This is a genomic window from Rhodococcus sp. GXMU-t2271 (genome assembly GCF_041414735.1).
GTDB lineage: Bacteria > Actinomycetota > Actinomycetes > Mycobacteriales > Mycobacteriaceae > Rhodococcus > Rhodococcus indonesiensis.
In genome coordinates, this window is the sequence record NZ_JAUIZP010000047.1 from 26,042 (window position 1) to 42,042 (window position 16,001).

Consider the following 16,001-nt stretch of genomic DNA (forward strand, 5'->3'; position numbering starts at 1 on the left):
CGGTGGTCGAACGCCTCGTCGCCGTCGACAGCGCCGACGTGTACAAGGGCGACCGTCTGGCCGGCCACCTCACCCGGGACGGTCACGACGTCGTGTTCCGATACGAGCCGGACTACCTCGACGATCCGGCCGCGCCCGCGCTCGCGTGGACGGTGCCCAAGACGGGGGAGGAGCTCCGCGCCGGCGGCGGCAGCGTCCCGCCGTTCTTCGCGGGTCTGCTGCCGGAGGGCATCCGGCTCCGCGGCGCCGTCGCCGCCACCAAGACCTCCGAGGACGACCACCTCACCATCCTCATGGCCGTGGGCGCGGACACCATCGGCGACGTGCGGGTGTTCCCCGCCGGCGCCCGGCCTCCGACGTCGACGCTTCTGCTCGACCCGGAGGCCGTCCGAAGCGAGGACCTGCACGAGCTGTTCGACCGGATCTCCGGCCACGAGTCCGTCGCTCTCGATCCCACCTCTCTGCCAGGGGTGCAGGCGAAGGTGTCGGCCCGGATGTACTCCGCTCCCGTCGCGACGGTGCAGGGTCCCGCCATCCTCAAACTCGCCCCGCCGCGCGGCTACCCGCGGCTGGTCGAGAACGAGCACTTCTTCATGGGTCTCGCGTCCGCCTGCGGTCTGGCCGTCGCCGGACACCAGCTCGTCTACGACCGCCGGGGCAATGCGGGACTGCTCGTCGCACGCTTCGACCGGTGGGTCGGCCCCGGCCACACCCTCCACCGCACCGCCCAGGAGGACGCCTGCCAGGTCCTCGGCGTCTACCCGGCCGCCAAGTACCGGCTGAAGACCGAACGGGTCGTCGAGGCGCTGGCCGGGGCGTGCGAGCGCGGCGGTGGATCGGCCCGCGTAGCCACCCTCGAGCTGCTGCGCCTGGTGGCCTACTCCTATGCCGTCGGCAACGGCGACCTGCACGGGAAGAACTTCTCGATCCGCCTCACCGAAGCCGGGCTGTGGGCCGTCACCCCGGCCTACGACCTGCTGTGCACCCAGCCCTACCTCGGGTGGCGCGACCCGATGGCCCTCGACCTGTACGGCAAGGCGAACAAGCTCACCCGCCGCCACCTCGTCGAGTCCGGTGGCCGGCTGGGGGTACCCGAGCGTGCCGTCACCCGGATGCTCGACGGGATCCGGCGGGGGATCGCCGGGGGCCTGGACCGCCTCGCCGAGATCGGGTTCGGCGAGCGGGACACGGCGCGCCTGCGGGACCTGCTGGTCCGGCGCGCCGACGAACTCGGCTGATCCGGTCGTCGTACGACGGCCGGACCCCCGGCCGGTAGAGTCCCCGGCGGGCGTCCCGCACGAGACCGCGGTCGCCAGTCGCGCATCGAAGAGGAGCACCGGGTCGTGTCGCTGTGGTCGACTGCACTGTCTCCCGGGATGCTCAGCGAGTACGTCTGGGTCGACCTGATGCCGTGGCTCGACCGGTACGGCTCGGCCCGCAACGCGCAACTGGCCGCCCTCGCGCCCGACGAGCGCTGGTGGGAACGCCGGTCCCCGGCGGAGACCGCCGCCTCCGCCGACGTCGTGGCGATCTGCGGGGAACTGGCCCGCATCTACGTCACCGAGCATCCCGACCTGGTGTTCTCCGCGGGCATCGCCGACACCGTCGACGTCCCCGTCGCCGCACTCGGTCTCGGCACCCGGGCCGCCGCGACCGTCGCGCGGCTGCCCCGCGCGGCGACCACCGCCGGTCTGCTCGGCTACACGCCCGCCGCCCTCTTCTCCGTGCGCGGCGCGGGCCCGGAGACCGTGCACCAGATCGTGCAGGCCGTCCTCGTCCTCGCCATCCTGCGGGATCCGGCGTCGCTGCGGGTGGCCACCGACGCCCCCACCCTTCCGCCCGCGCTGTCCCTGCTGCTCGACGACCTCGTCGCACTCGCGCGGTGGCGCGGGCTGCGCGCCGACCCGGACCGGCCGCTGGTGCGGGTCGAACTCGAGGACGGCGCTCCCGAGGAGATCCAGCAGGTCGCCGCGCGCATCGCCGCCCTGACCGCACGGGACCTGCCCCTGCCCGCGCCGCCGCGTGCCCTCGACGAACTCGCCGCGTACGTGGCCGGGCTGGCCGCACCCGAGCGAGACGCGATCCGCCGCCGGGTGCTCGGCGACGAACCGCCGGACCCGGACGCTCCGTCGACCTTCGCGTTCGGCACCGCCGTCGGCGATCTGCTCGCGGCGCTGCGCGTCGACGTCCGTCCCGTCGCCGCCCTCGAGCGGATCCTGGCGTCGCGACCGGAGCTGGCCCAGCCCGTCCCGGGGCTCGACGTGCCGCTGTGGCGGGCTCTCGCGCGCCTCGACGATCGCTTCGAGGTGGTCGACGGGTGGGTCGCGGTCCCGGGCATCGCCGAAGCCGAGCGCCGGACCCATGCATTGCTCGCCGAGTTCGAATCCCCGAACGGGGTCGTCGAACCCGCAGCCGTCGCCGTCGTGTGGAACCTGCCCGCCGCGGAATTCGCCGCGTGGCTGCGCCGGTGCGGAGTCCCGATGTTCGAGGGCCGCGCGCTGACGCGGCGGTCCGCGTTCGCCGATCACGCCGCCGCCGTGCTCGAGGTGATCGGGGATCCGCTCACGGCCGCGGAACTCGTCGACCGCATGGGCACCCCCGCGGGTCCCGCCGCTGTGATCGACGCGATGGGCGCCGACGAGCGGTTCTCGCTCGCCGAGGACGACCGGTGGGCGCTCACCGAATGGGAGACCGACGAGGAGAACGCGGTGCGCGGCCGCATCGCCCGGATCGTCGACGCCGACGGCGGAGCCGCGGACCTCGGCCGCGTCGTCGACCGGCTGGTCGAACGCTTCGGGGTGTCGCCGACCAGCGCCCGGATCTTCGCCGGCAGTGGTGACTTCGAGATCGTCGACGGCCGGGTGCGCCGGCGCCGGCGCACCCACGTGAGCATCAAGCCCCCGCACCGCACCCGTCGTCTCTACCGTCTCGGGGACGTGTGGCGGCTGCGGGTCACCGCCACGCGGGACCACTTGCGCGGCGCCGATTTCCCGGTGCCGTCCGCGGTCGCGGGCGTCGTCGGCTGCGTCCCGGGACGCGAGGTCGCCCTGTCGTCCCGGCTGGGCACCCAAGTCGTGCGCTGGACGGGTGCGTCCCCGCATCTCGGCAGCGTGCGACGGTTCCTCGAGGATCTCGGAGTCGACGAGGGCAACGAGATGTTCCTCGAGTTCCACCCCGGCGGACGGTTCGACGTGCTGCCGCTGCGCACCGTCGCCGACAACGCCGAGCCGCTGCGCAAGGCACTGGCCCTCATCGGCCATTCGGCCCCGGAGATCGTGCCGGAGGACGGCGTCGCGCCGGCCTTCGCGGCCGCCGTCGGTCTGGGCGACGAGACCCGCCCGCGCCGGGTGCTCAGTGCCTACCGGGCCCGGCACGAGGCCGAAGTGACCGCATTGCTCGAGCAGGCGTGGGTGCGCGTGCCAAGCTGAGCGCATGCCGATCCGCAGACCCGAGCGTCCGCTGCTGGCGAACGACGCCGAACGCCTCGTCTGGGAGGCCCTCGTCCGGCAGCTCGGCGACGGGGACCTCGTCGCCGCGGGCCTGCGCGTCACCGACCACCTCAAGGACCACGAGATCGACTTCGTCGTCGCGCTCGAGGGCCACGGCGTCGTGTGCCTCGAGGTCAAGGGCGGTCAGGTGTGGCACGACGGCTTCCAGTGGGTGCAGGCCCGGCAGGGCAAGGACCGCGAGATCGATCCGGTCCGGCAGGTGCTGCAGTCCTGCTACGCGCTGCGCCGCTACGTCGAGGCCGATCCTCGCTGGACGCAGGGCCGGCTGCGCTGGGACCACTTCGTCGTCCTGCCCCACACCGAGGTCCGCGCCGACTTCGCCCTGCCCGAGTGCCCTCGCTGGAAGGTGATCGACCGCAACGACCTCGGCAGCATCGCCGAACGGCTGCGCGCGGTGCTCGACAAGCAGGAACTCGACCGGCCGGCCCTCACCGCCGACGGCGTCGACCGGTTCGCCGAGGTGCTCGCGGGCCGTGGCCTGCCGCAGCGCGACGTGGTCTCGCGCGCCGTCGCCAACGAGGATGCCGCGGACCGGCTCACCGAGCAGCAGGCCGTCATCCTCGACGCGACGCGCCTGCTCCGCCGCGTCGAAGTGCGAGGCGGCGCCGGCACCGGGAAGACGTTCCTCGCGCTCGAACAGGCCCGGCGCCTCGCCGAGCAGCAGCAGCGGGTCGCGCTGATCTGCTATTCGCACGGCCTCGCGTCGTACCTGCAGCGGATCACCGAGACATGGAACCGGAAGAAGCGGCCCGCCTACGTCGGCGAGTTCCACGCCCTCGGCCGGCTGTGGGGTGCGGCCGAAGGCCCCGACGAGGCGCTGCGCACCGCCGACACCGTGCGCTTCTGGGAACACGACCTGCCCGCTCAGATGACGGAACTGGCCCGGTCCCTGCCGGAGGGGCAGCGTTTCGACGCGGTCGTCGTCGACGAGGCGCAGGACTTCGCCGACGCCTGGTGGGATCCGATCATGGCCGCCCTGCGCGACGAGGAGACCAGCGGCATCTACGTGTTCACCGACGAGGCGCAGCGGGTGTTCGACCGGGAAGGCCGGCCCCCGGTGCCGCTGGTCCCGCTGGTGCTCGACCACAACCTGCGCAACACCCGGCAGATCGCGGGGGCCTTCGGTCCCCTCGTCGGGCAGCGCATGCGGCTGCTCGGCGGGGAGGGACCCGACGTGCAGTTCGTCGCGTGCCGCGGCGACGAGGCGCTCGCCGTGGCCGACGACCGGATCGACGCCCTGCTCGACGAGGGCTGGCGGCCCGGCGACGTCGCGCTGCTCGCCACCGGCAGCCGGCACCCGGAGCAGGTGGCGCGGCAGGCCGAGGGCAACGCGGCGTACTGGGACAGTTTCTGGGACACCGAACAGGTCTTCTACGGACATGTTCTCGGCTTCAAGGGTCTCGAGCGCCGGGCGGTGGTGCTCGCGGTGAACGAGACGCAGCCGCAGGAGCGTTCCCGAGAGCGGCTGTACGTCGGGCTGTCCCGGGCCCGCGACCAGCTGGTGGTGTGCGGGGACCCGGACTTCGTCCGGCAGGTCGGCGGACCGGAACTGGCGGTCCGGCTGGGGCTGGGCCGATGAGCCTGCTGCGGGACTGGACGGTGTCGGCGACGGTGGGGGAGTTCGCCGGCTTCCTCGTGCCCGCCGTCGTCGGGGCCGTGCTGTTCGACAGCGCCGCCGCGTTGCCGGCGTTGATGGCCGCCGGTGTCGTCGAGGGCTCGGTGCTGGGATGGTCGCAGGCGCGGGTGCTGCGGCACCGGCTGCCGGCGATGTCGGTGCGGCGCTGGGTGCTGGGCACGGGCGTCGCCGCGGCGTGCGCCTACTTCCTGGGGATGTCGCCCTCGGCGTTCTACGAGACGTGGTCCGCGTGGCCGGTGGCGCTCCCGGTCGCGCTCGGAGTCGTCTTCGGCGTGGCGCTGCTGGCGTCGATCGGGTTCGCGCAGTGGCTCGAGCTGCGTCGGCACGTCCCCCGCGCGGGCCGCTGGATCGCGTGGACCGCCGCCGCGTGGCTGGCCGGCCTCACCGTGTTCCTCCTGGTGTGCACCCCGCTGTGGCAACCCGGTCAGCCGTGGTGGCTCGTCGCGGTGATCGGGGCGCTCGGCGGCCTGCTGATGGCGCTCGTCACCGCCCTCGTCACCGGCTACGGTATCCGTCAGCTGCTCACCGCGAAGGATCCTGCTGCGTCCGTCCCGCGCACGTAGCACCATGGAGCCATGACCGACGACGTGCACCTCGAGGAACCGGCTCCCGCCGACGACGCCGTCGCCCGCGCCCTGCGGGAGGCGATCGTCTCGGTGGAGGCCGCCGTCGCGCGCGTGCACGAGCTCTCCGCGGAGATCTTCGAGCTGGTCGGTGCGCCCGAGGGTGGCGACGCCGTCGACCACCACAACGCGCTGACCCGGGTGGCGGGGATCCTCGACGGCACCGGCCGGCTGCGCGGCGCCGACTGGGAATCGGTGCGCGGGCTCGGCGACGTCCTCGCCGATCGAGGCGAGCGGCTCCGCGCCCACGCCGGGCGGGTGCTCGACGGGCTCGCCGTCGACGCACCCGCGCAGGACCGGGTGGCCTGCCTGCAGCAGGCCGTGGAGACCGACCGGCTCGGGGAGACGGTGCAGCTGCTCGTCCTCGTCGAGGACTCGCTGAACCTGTGGCAGCGGCTGCGGCTCGAGCAGGTACGTGCCACCGAACCGGACCGGCTCGAGGACGCACGCGCGGCAATCGGCGCGTCGCTCGCCGGGCGGGTGGAGCGGGACGTTGCGCTGCTGCTGCGCGCCCGCGCGCGGCTGGCGAGCTACGCGGTGCACACGCCGTTCGAACTGGTGCGGTGGCTGTCGTCCGCCCGGGTGAAGCGGGACATCGCCCGGCTCCGCGCGGACCTGGACGATGTCGCCGCGGCGTTCGGCAGCGCCGCGCAGCGCGCTCTCGAGGCCGAGGACCCGGCGGTGGCCGAGAACCTGGCGGAGCTGGGCAATCCGGTCCGGGCCGTGGGCGGGGCCCTCGGCGAGAGTGCCCGCACCCTGGGTGACAGTGCCCGCACTCTGGGCGAGAGTGCCCGCACCTTGAGCAACAGTGCCCGCACCCTCGGCGGCCGGGCGGTCGGGGCGGGCACCACCGGGGTGGGCAAGCTGGGGCGGGGGTTGCACCGGGTTGCTGAGCCCCGCCGGCGGCCCGACGGCGACGTGCCGCTGACGGCCGCCCCCGACGCCTGAAATCCCTGGTGCCGGCCGCCCATATGATCGATCGATGAGCAGCGACCGGGCGCCGGCCTTCACCATGCGGCAACTGGTCGCCTTCGTTGCGGTCGCCGAGACCGGCACGATCAGCGCGGCCGCCGACCGGCTGCTGGTCTCGCAGTCGGCCGTGTCGCTGGCGGTCACCGAACTCGAGAAGGCCCTCTCGACACAGCTGTGCGTGCGCCGCCGCGCCCACGGCGTCCAGCTCACGCCGGCCGGGGAGTCGCTGCTGGCCCGGGCGCGGGCACTGCTGCAGCAGGCGAGCGAGATCGAGGACGAGATGCTCGGTGCGGGCGGCGAGCTCGCCGGCCGTCTCGCCGTCGGGTGCTACACGACGGTCGGGCCGACGATCCTGCCGCCGCTGCTGTCCGAGTTCACCGACCTGCATCCGCGGGTGTCGCTCGAGTTCCGGGAGGCGATGGCCGACGAGCTGGCCGAGCGGCTCGAAGGCGGGGCGCTGGACGCGGTGATCACCTACGACCTGGAGCTGCCGCCGGCGTGGCGCACCGCCACGCTGATGACGAGGCGACCGGCCCTGGTCGTCCCGGCGGGCCACCGGCTGGCGACGACGCCCGGCCCGGTGGAGCTGGCGGCGGTGCGGGACGAACCGATGGTGCTGCTCGATGCGGCCCCGGCGTCGACACACGCGCTGCAGGTGTGCGCGCGAGCCGGGTTCACGCCCCGGATCGAGTACCGGTCGGCGAACTACGAGACCGTGCGGGCGTACGTCGGACGGGGCCTGGGCTGGACGATCATGCTGCACCAGCCGCAGCTCAACCGCACCTACGGCGGACTGAAGATCGTGCTGTTGCCGATCGACGTCCCCGAACTCGATCCCGTGCGGCTGGTCATCGCCTGGCGCCCCGACGTGGTGCTCAGCCGGGTCGTGCGTGAGTTCATCACGTTCGCGACCGCTCGCGTGGGCCGGCTCTAACGGCACTGTCGGCCGCACGCGAGCGGGAGGATGTCGCGGCCACCGGGCGGTCTCTGCGCCATCCGTCGAGTGACGCCCACGGCAACCTCCCGCTGGACCCGTAAAGCTCCCGCTCGGACGGGGCCACGACCGGCAGGTCGGGGCAGAGCGCCCCTGCTTCCTGAGTTTTTCTCATATCGATCAGCAGATTCCTGTTCTTTTCTGAGGTTGTGACTGCGGACATACTGGGTTCCGACGCGCTGATCGGCAGCGCGCGGCCCGGGTCTTCTGTCCGGCGCCGACGACAAGCGCTGATTCACAACCACTTCGAGGAGATCGATCATGTCTGCCACGGACGCCCTGCACCCACCGGTCCTCTTCGCGCCGGAATACGAGGAATTCGCCCAGTGGGTCCGCGAGTTCGCGGCACCGCACGCCGAGAGCTACCTCGAACGCGCCCACCGCGAGGAGTTCCCGTGGGATCTCGCCGAGAAGATGGCCGCGCAGGGCCTGCTCGGGCTGGGCGTCTCCGAGGAGAACGGCGGCCAGGGCCGCATCGGCGAGGTGCTCACCAAGACCCACCTCGGCATCGCCCACGAGGAACTGGCCTACTCGAACTTCTACCTCACCCAGCTCGCCTACACGAACAACCTCACCGGCCCGCTGCTCGAACGCTTCCTCGCCCCCGAGGTCGCGAAGGACTGGGTGCGCGGCATCGTCGAGGGCCGGCACGTCGTCGCCCTCGGCCTGACCGAGCCGGGCAGCGGCTCGGACGCGATGGCCATGCGCGCCAAGGCGGAGAAGGTCGACGGCGGTTGGAAGCTCAACGGCGAGAAGACCTCCATCACCTTCGCCCCGCACGCCAAGGCGATGATCACGTTCGTCAAGGCCCGCGGCGCCACCCCGGAGGAATCCGGCGTCACCGCCTTCCTCGTGCCCCTCGACGCCGAGGGCGTGAGCATGCAGAAGTTCCCGGACGCCGGCTGGAAGCCGCTCGGCCGGGCCGGGGTGTTCCTCGACGACGTGTTCGTCCCGGACGAGTACGTCATCGGTGGTGTCGGCAACGGATTCCGGCTCGTCATGAGCGAATTCGACTACACCCGCTCGGTCATCGGCCTGATGTCGACCGGCGTCGCCCGCAAGGCCCTCGACATCACCATCGACTACGTCAAGTCCCGCAAGGCATTCGGCAAGCCGGTGTCCTCGTTCCAGGGCGTGTCCTTCCCGATCGCCGAGAACGCCACCAAGCTCGAGGCGGCCCGCTGGCTCACCTACCGCGCCCTCTCGCTCGCCGACGCCGGCAAGCCTTTCACCAAGGAGGCCGCGATGACCAAGCTCTACGCCACCGAGGTTTCGCTGCAGACCATCCGGGACTGCATCGTCGCCCACGGCCACAGCGGCTTCGCCGAGGAGCTGCCGCTGCAGGCCATGCTGCGCGACGTCTCCGGCCTCGAGATCGGCGAGGGCACCCCGCAGATCCAGAAGGTCGTCATCGGCCGCGCGCTGCTCGGGCGGGAGGCCACCGCATGAACACCGCTGCCCGCCGCGCCCTCGACGGGGTGCGGGTCGTCGACCTGACCCAGGCTCTGGCCGGCCCGTTCTGCACGTCGCTGCTCGCCGACCAGGGCGCCGACGTGATCAAGGTGGAGCCGCCGCGTGGCGACTTCCTCCGCTACGCCGGCCCGTTCGCCTCCGACGACGAACCCCGCGACTACGGCGGGGTGTTCCAGTCCGCCAACCGCAACAAGCGGTCGCTCGTGCTGGACCTGAAGAAGCCCGAGGCGCGCGAGGTGCTGCTGCGCCTGATCGACGACGCCGACATCGTCGTCGAGAACTTCAGCGCCGGGGTCATGGACCGCTTCGGTCTCGACTACGACACCCTCGCGGCCCGCAATCCCCGCCTGGTCTACGCCTCGATCCGCGGCTTCGGCGACAAGACGGGCGGGCACAGCCCCTACCGGGACTGGCCGGCGTTCGACATCGTCGCGCAGGCCATGGGCGGTCTCATGTCCATCACCGGCACCGACGCCGCGCACCCCGTCCGAGTGGGATCCGGTGTGGGAGACACCGTTCCGGGACTGTTTGCCGCGTTCGGGATCCTCGCCGCGCTGCGGGACGCCGAACGCACCGGGCAGGGCCAGTACGTCGACGTCGCCATGGCCGACGCCGTGCTCGCGGTCTCCGAGGTCGTGGTCAACACCTACGGCCACACCGGTCAGGTGCCCGGCCCGCTCGGCAACCAGCTGCAGGGCTTCGCGCCGTTCGACACGGTGCAGGCGAAGGACGGGGTCCTCGCGCTCGGCGCCCCGCACAATCCGCAGTGGGCCAAGCTCGCCGCCGTCATGGGTCAGCCGGAACTCGTCGACGACCCCCGGTTCGCCACCGACCACGACCGGTGGCTCAACCGCGAGGCCGTCTACGAGGTGGTCAACGCCTGGACCCGCACCCACACCGTCGCCGAGCTCGTCGAGGTGCTCGGCGGGAAGGTGCCGCTCGGCCCGATCCTCGACGCCGCGGACATCTTCGCGGACCCCCACTTCCGGGCCCGCGACATGCTGCCGACCGTCACGCACCCGCACAACGGCCGCGCGGTCACCGTCCCCGGCATTCCCGCCAAGCTCTCCAACACCCCCGGCACGGTCGAGCGCCGCGCCCCGCTCGTCGGCGAGCACACCGTCGAGATCCTCCGCGAGGCCGGTCTCCACACCGCAGAACTCACGGCTCTGGCCGACGCCGGCGCCACCGTCATTCCTTCGTCCGCTCAGGAGCACGTCGCATGATCATCACCAAGGTCGAACTGATCCCGGTCTCCACCCCGCTCGTCAAGCCGTTCATCATGCCGGGAACCCGGATCACCCACATCCACTCCGTCCTGCTGAAGCTGCACACCGACGAGGGGATCGTCGGCTACGGCGACAGCGGCGACACCTCCACCTGGTACCGGGGCGAGACCCAGGAATCGATGACGGCGATGATCGCGAACCACATCGCCCCGGCGTTCCTGATCGGCCAGGACCCGCTCGCCATCGAGAAGATCGTCGGGCAGATGGACACTTTCGTCCGCGACAACAACCAGGCCAAGGCGCTCGTCGACTTCGCGCTGCACGACCTCAAGGGCAAAGCGCTGGGCGTGCCGGTGTACCAGCTGCTCGGCGGCAAAAACGCCGAGGCCTCCGTCCAGGGCTGGGTCGCGTCCGCCGGACCGGTCGACCAGGTGGTCGCCGAGGCCGTCCAGGCCCACGAGAACGGCTTCTGCCTGATCAAGCTCAAGTCCGACGGCAACTCCGACCACGACGTGGACAATGTCCGCGAGGTCCGGGCCGCCCTCGGCGACTCGGCGCGGATCGTGGTCGACGCCAACGGATTCTGGAACTACGACCAGGCCCTGAAGACGATGCGCCGGCTCGACCGGTACGGCATGGAGTGCATCGAGCAGCCGGTTCCGCACTGGGACATCGAGGGCATGGCGCGCCTGCGCACCCGCATCGAGACGCCGATCTTCGCCGACGAGTCCGCGCAGGAGCTGCACAACATCCGGGAGATCATCGAACGTCGCGCCGCCGACGGGTTGTTCATCAAGATGCAGAAGGCCGGTGGCCTGCTCAAGGCGCAGCGCTGGCTGACGATGGCCCGCCTCGCCGACATGGCCGTCATGAGCGGGTGCATGATCGGCTCCGGCCTCGAGGCCAGCCCGTCGGCGCACCTGATGATCGCGAACAACTGGGCGTCGCAGTTCACCCACGAGAACCTCGGCCCGCTGATCATCAACAACCAGTGGGAGAACGCCGAGCAGAAGATCACGCAGGACATCGCCCTGAACGTCCCGGTCTTCGCCGACGGCAAGCTCTACCCGAACGAGGGGCCCGGCTTCGGGATCGAGCTGAACGAGGAGTTCATCGCCACCCACATCACCGAGGGCAAGCAGACCGTCACCGTCGGCGAACTCGTCGGCGTCTAGACGGCAACGGACCCCGGCCGGCGGCCGTCTCGTGCCGCCGGCCGCGCCACCACCCGTAGGAGAAGATCACGATGACCGAATCCCGACAGGGCCCCCTGGCCGGACTGAAGGTCGTGGAACTGGCGGGACTCGGTCCGGCGCCGTTCGCCGCGATGTTCCTCGCCGACCAGGGCGCCGACGTCGTGCGCGTCGAGCGCACCGGAGCCGGGTTCACCATGCCCATCGACCCGCGGCTGGACACCCTCCAACGCGGCAAACGGATGATCGCCGCCGACCTGAAGGACCCCGACGGGCTCGCCACCGTGCTCGCGCTGGTCGAGAAGGCCGACGTGCTCATCGAGGGCTACCGGCCCGGCGTCACCGAACGCCTGGGTCTGGGCCCCGAGGACTGCTGGGCGCGCAACCCGGAACTGGTCTACGGCCGGATGACCGGCTGGGGGCAGGACGGGCCGCTCGCACAGCGTGCCGGGCACGACCCCACCTATCAGGCCCTGGTCGGATCGCTGCACGCGATCGGCCGGGCCGGGGGACCGCCGCAGCTTCCGCTCAGCCTGGTCGGTGACTTCGGCGGCGGCGCAATGTATCTCGTGTCCGGCATTCTCGCCGCCCTGTGGGAGGCGCAGCGCTCCGGGCGCGGTCAGGTCGTCGATGCCGCGATCGTCGACGGCGTCGCGCACCTGATGGCCAACCCGTACTCGATGCTCGCCGGGGGCGCGTGGAACGACGAGCGCGGCACCAACCTCATCGACTCCGGGGCACCGTTCGTCGACGTGTACGAGACCTCCGACGGCGGGCACGTCGCGGTCGCGGCCCTCGAACCACCGTTCTACGCGCAGCTTCTCGCGGGACTCGGCCTCGACGCGGACGACGCGCTGCCGGGGCAGTGGGACCGCCGGCGCTGGCCGGAACTGCGCGCGCGGATCGCCGGCGTGTTCGCCACCCGCCCCCGTGACGAGTGGGGGGCGATCTTCCGGGACACCGATGCGTGCGTCGCGCCGATCCTCTCGATGAGCGAGGCGCCCGCGGACGCCCACCTCACCGCCCGGGGCACCTTCCTGTACCGGGACGGTCACCCCGAACCTGCTCCGGCGCCCCGCTTCTCGCGTACACCGGCGGGCCGGCCCACGGCCCCGCCCGTGCCCGGGCAGGACGATCCGGACGAGATCCTGCGCACGTGGGGCGTTCTCGGCGCGGCCGTGCCGCACCACTGACCTGCTGCGCTGTCCGCGGGCGGCGACCGGCTCCGGCGCCGCCCGGGTCCCACATGCCGCCATTGTTGAGCAGACCTGTGGAATATCACCGGCTAATTCTGCTTTTCACGCGAATGTGACGTGACCCATACTTCAGGGGCCGAACGGAGGGCCCACTCCACAGAGCGAGCGCCCAGCCCGCACCGCGCGGCCCGCACTGTCCGGCCGTCTCGGCCGTCCCTTCACCCGATCGCGCTCGCCGCGACCCGCTTCGCCCGCCGGCCGGTCCGGCACCCGTACACAAGGAGTTCGTGATGGCACTTCTCGACGAATCCATCTGGCAGGGAAAGATCTTCACCGGGGACTGGACCCCCGGCGGGGCCGGTGAGATCAAGGTCGTCGAACCGGCGACCGGCGCGACACTCGGCAGCGTCGGCCTCGCTGACGAGGGCGACCTCGGGCGCGCCGTCGACCGTGCCGTCGCGGCCCAGCGCGACTGGGCGGCCCGCCCGCACACCGAGCGTGCCGCGGTCATGCGCCGCGCCGGCGACCTGTGGCAGCAGCACGCCGACGAGATCGAGCGCTGGATCATGCGCGAGTCCGGGTCCCTGCGTCCCAAGGCGCAGCTCGAGACGCACGTCGCGGCGCAGGAGTGCTACGAGGGTGCCGCCCTCCCCTCCCATGCGCTCGGCGAGATCCTGCCCAGCGAGGCGCCGCGCCTGAGCATGTCGAAGCGGGTCCCGGTCGGGGTCGTCGGGGTCATCGCGCCGTTCAACTTCCCGTTGATCCTCGCGATCCGTTCCGTCGCGCCGGCGCTGGCCCTCGGCAACGCCGTGATCCTCAAGCCCGACCCGCGTACCGCGGTCTGCGGCGGCGTGGCCCTCGCCCGCATCTTCGAGCAGGCGGGTCTGCCCGCCGGGGTGCTGTCCGTGCTGCCCGCCGGCGCGGACGTCGGCGCCGCCCTCGTCGACGACCCGCGGGTGCCGGTGATCTCCTTCACCGGCTCCACCCCGGCCGGCCGGGCCGTCGGCGCCGCCGCCTCCCGCAACCTCAAGAAGGTCCACCTCGAACTCGGCGGCAACTCCGCGATCGTCGTCCTCGACGACGCCGACCTCGCCGCCACCGTCTCGGCCGGTGCCGCCGGATCCTTCCTGCACCAGGGCCAGGTGTGCATGACCACCGGCCGGCACATCGTGCACGAGTCCGTCTACGACGAGTACGTCGCCCAGCTCGCCGCCAAGGCCGAGGCGCTGCCCGTCGGAGACCCGGTCACCGAGCAGGTCGCGCTCGGCCCGATCATCGACCGGGGCCAGCTCGAGAAGATCCACGCCCTGGTCACCGCGTCGGTCGACGCCGGCGCCCGGCTCGTCGCCGGTGGCACCTACGAGGGCCTGTTCTACCGGCCCACCGTCCTCGCCGACGTCCCCGCCGGCGCGCCCGCCTACGCCCAGGAGGTGTTCGGGCCCGTCGCTCCTGTCGTGAAGTTCTCGACCCTCGACGAGGCGGTGGCGCTGGCCACCGACACCGAGTACGGGCTCTCGCTCGGCATCTTCACCCGCGACGTCGGCAAGGGCCTCGCGCTCGCGGACCGGATCCCCACCGGCATCGCCCACATCAACGACCAGACCGTCGGCGACGAAGCCAACATCCCCTTCGGCGGTCTCGGCGCCTCCGGCAACGGGGCCCGCTTCGGCGGTGCCGCCAACAGCATCGAAGCGTTCACCGAGTCGCGCTGGATCACCGTCAGCCGCGACGTGCCCGCCTACCCCTTCTGAGCGGCCCCGCCGACCGGATCTAGCATCGTCCTCGCAAAGTAAGGACCCACCATGACCCTCGCAGACCCAGAACGCACGGCCGTCGCCGCACCGGCGGAGCGGAACAAGGACATCCGTCGCGTCGTCTTCTCGAGCTACCTCGGGAGCACCGTCGAGTTCTACGACTTCATCCTCTACGCGACCGCCTCCGCGCTCGTGTTCGGCCCAGTGTTCTTCGCGAACCTCAGCCCCGGCCTCGCGCTGATCGCCTCGTACGCGACGTTCGCCATCGGGTACCTGTCCCGTCCGCTCGGCGGCATCGTCTTCGGCCACTTCGGCGACCGCGTCGGCCGCAAGAAGATGCTCATGCTGTCGATGACGATCATGGGTGTCGCCTCCTTCCTCATCGGTCTCGTCCCGGCGATCCCCACCTGGGGCGCGGTGATGCTGATCCTGCTGCGTGCCGTGCAGGGCATCGCGATCGGCGGCGAATGGGGCGGGGCGGCCCTGATGTCGCTCGAACACGTCAAGGGCCGCAACCGCGGTTTCGCGGCGGCGTTCACCAACGCCGGCGGCCCCACCGGCGCCGTGCTCGGCACGGTCGCCCTCTCGCTCGCCGCCCAGCTGCCGGAGGACGACTTCCTCTCGTGGGGCTGGCGCGTCCCGTTCCTGTTCTCCGCGGTCCTGCTCGCCGTCGGCCTGTTCGTCCGGGCCCGGATCGCCGAGAGCCCGGTCTTCGAGGAGGCACTGCGCGCCGCCGAGGAGAAGAAGTCCCGGACCAAGGAACCCATTCCGCTGCTGACGATCGTGCGGGCCCCCCGCACTCTGATCCTCGCGGGACTGGTGTGCACCGCACCGTTCGTGATCCAGGCGTTGTTCTCGACGTTCGTCATCAGCTACGCCGCCGAGAACGGCGTGTCGCGCTCGGCCGGCCTCAACGCCTTCGCGATCTGCCAGTTCGTCGCGATCTTCGGCATCCTCGGCGCCGCCCGGCTGTCGGACATCTACGGACGCAAGCCCGTCATGATGACCGGCTTCGTCGGCATGGTCGTCCTGGCGTGGCCGCTGTTCCAGCTCGCCTCGTCCGGCAACTTCCTGCTGGTCGTGCTGGCCTTCGTGATCGCCTGCTCGGTCCTGCAGTCGCTGACGTTCGGTCCCATGCCGGCGTTCCTCGCCGAGCAGTTCGGCACCCGCGCCCGCTACACCGGTGCGTCGCTCGGCTACCAGATCGGCAGCCTGCTCGGCGCCGGCTTCACCCCGGTCATCGTCGCCTCGCTGTACGCCGGTTCCGGCTCCATCGGCAACGTGATCGTCTATCTGGTCGCCGGGTGCGCCCTCAGCGCCGTGGTCCTGGCGCTGTTCGTCAAGGAGAGCAAGGACGTCGACCTGACCGCCTGATCCGCGTCACCGGTGGGGCCGGGCCCCCCACAGGTGCCCGGCCCCACC

12 protein-coding genes are annotated in these 16,001 nt (G+C 71.9%); all 12 read left to right on the plus strand.

What is annotated here, in order from left to right; genetic code table 11:
- Positions 1 to 2: 2 nt before the first annotated feature.
- The 12 genes from QYS60_RS18220 (at position 3) to QYS60_RS18275 (ending at position 15,953) form a co-directional block, all read left to right on the plus strand.
- Entirely contained in the window at positions 3 to 1,238 is a 1,236-nt protein-coding gene (locus tag QYS60_RS18220; RefSeq protein WP_371383847.1) for a type II toxin-antitoxin system HipA family toxin, read from the plus strand.
- A gap of 105 nt (positions 1,239 to 1,343) precedes the next feature.
- Positions 1,344 to 3,428 carry a hypothetical protein gene (locus QYS60_RS18225; protein ID WP_371383848.1) on the plus strand — a complete coding sequence of 695 codons (2,085 nt, stop codon included), beginning with the start codon at positions 1,344 to 1,346 and terminating at the stop codon, positions 3,426 to 3,428.
- Between the two features lie 4 nt (positions 3,429 to 3,432).
- Positions 3,433 to 5,088, plus strand: coding sequence for an NERD domain-containing protein (locus tag QYS60_RS18230; protein ID WP_371383849.1), 1,656 nt, complete (start codon positions 3,433 to 3,435; stop codon positions 5,086 to 5,088).
- On the plus strand, positions 5,085 to 5,708 hold the full coding sequence (locus tag QYS60_RS18235) for a hypothetical protein (protein WP_371383850.1): 624 nt from the start codon (positions 5,085 to 5,087) through the stop codon (positions 5,706 to 5,708). Before QYS60_RS18230 ends, QYS60_RS18235 begins: the two co-directional genes overlap by 4 nt.
- A gap of 12 nt (positions 5,709 to 5,720) precedes the next feature.
- Positions 5,721 to 6,716, plus strand: a complete 996-nt coding sequence (locus tag QYS60_RS18240) for a hypothetical protein (protein ID WP_371383851.1) — start codon at positions 5,721 to 5,723, stop codon at positions 6,714 to 6,716.
- A 34-nt stretch (positions 6,717 to 6,750) separates the two neighbouring features.
- Entirely contained in the window at positions 6,751 to 7,674 is a 924-nt protein-coding gene (locus tag QYS60_RS18245; protein ID WP_289380454.1) for a LysR substrate-binding domain-containing protein, read from the plus strand.
- A gap of 321 nt (positions 7,675 to 7,995) precedes the next feature.
- On the plus strand, positions 7,996 to 9,183 hold the full coding sequence (locus QYS60_RS18250) for an acyl-CoA dehydrogenase family protein (protein ID WP_371383852.1): 1,188 nt from the start codon (positions 7,996 to 7,998) through the stop codon (positions 9,181 to 9,183).
- Positions 9,180 to 10,433: a CaiB/BaiF CoA transferase family protein gene (locus QYS60_RS18255; protein ID WP_371383853.1), complete on the plus strand. Its 1,254-nt coding sequence runs from the start codon at positions 9,180 to 9,182 to the stop codon at positions 10,431 to 10,433. Before QYS60_RS18250 ends, QYS60_RS18255 begins: the two co-directional genes overlap by 4 nt.
- Positions 10,430 to 11,611, plus strand: coding sequence for a mandelate racemase/muconate lactonizing enzyme family protein (locus tag QYS60_RS18260; protein ID WP_371383854.1), 1,182 nt, complete (start codon positions 10,430 to 10,432; stop codon positions 11,609 to 11,611). The genes QYS60_RS18255 and QYS60_RS18260 overlap by 4 nt, the downstream gene beginning before the upstream one ends.
- 71 nt (positions 11,612 to 11,682) lie before the next feature.
- The gene (locus QYS60_RS18265; protein WP_371383855.1) at positions 11,683 to 12,822 is read left to right on the plus strand and encodes a CaiB/BaiF CoA transferase family protein; all 1,140 of its coding nucleotides are present in this window, start codon (positions 11,683 to 11,685) and stop codon (positions 12,820 to 12,822) included.
- A gap of 293 nt (positions 12,823 to 13,115) precedes the next feature.
- The gene (locus QYS60_RS18270; RefSeq protein WP_371383856.1) at positions 13,116 to 14,576 is read left to right on the plus strand and encodes a benzaldehyde dehydrogenase; all 1,461 of its coding nucleotides are present in this window, start codon (positions 13,116 to 13,118) and stop codon (positions 14,574 to 14,576) included.
- Between the two features lie 51 nt (positions 14,577 to 14,627).
- The gene (locus tag QYS60_RS18275; protein WP_371383857.1) at positions 14,628 to 15,953 is read left to right on the plus strand and encodes an MFS transporter; all 1,326 of its coding nucleotides are present in this window, start codon (positions 14,628 to 14,630) and stop codon (positions 15,951 to 15,953) included.
- Positions 15,954 to 16,001 lie beyond the last annotated feature (48 nt).

Bases quoted from the DNA above. Each gene is read 5' to 3' on its own strand.
- QYS60_RS18240 (WP_371383851.1), top strand. From the start codon at position 5,721: ATGACCGACGACGTGCACCTCGAGGAACCGGCTCCCGCCGACGACGCC.
- QYS60_RS18255 (WP_371383853.1), top strand. From the start codon at position 9,180: ATGAACACCGCTGCCCGCCGCGCCCTCGACGGGGTGCGGGTCGTCGAC.
- QYS60_RS18250 (WP_371383852.1), top strand. From the start codon at position 7,996: ATGTCTGCCACGGACGCCCTGCACCCACCGGTCCTCTTCGCGCCGGAA.
- QYS60_RS18275 (WP_371383857.1), top strand. From the start codon at position 14,628: ATGACCCTCGCAGACCCAGAACGCACGGCCGTCGCCGCACCGGCGGAG.
- QYS60_RS18265 (WP_371383855.1), top strand. From the start codon at position 11,683: ATGACCGAATCCCGACAGGGCCCCCTGGCCGGACTGAAGGTCGTGGAA.
- QYS60_RS18245 (WP_289380454.1), top strand. From the start codon at position 6,751: ATGAGCAGCGACCGGGCGCCGGCCTTCACCATGCGGCAACTGGTCGCC.
- QYS60_RS18230 (WP_371383849.1), top strand. From the start codon at position 3,433: ATGCCGATCCGCAGACCCGAGCGTCCGCTGCTGGCGAACGACGCCGAA.
- QYS60_RS18260 (WP_371383854.1), top strand. From the start codon at position 10,430: ATGATCATCACCAAGGTCGAACTGATCCCGGTCTCCACCCCGCTCGTC.
- QYS60_RS18270 (WP_371383856.1), top strand. From the start codon at position 13,116: ATGGCACTTCTCGACGAATCCATCTGGCAGGGAAAGATCTTCACCGGG.
- QYS60_RS18235 (WP_371383850.1), top strand. From the start codon at position 5,085: ATGAGCCTGCTGCGGGACTGGACGGTGTCGGCGACGGTGGGGGAGTTC.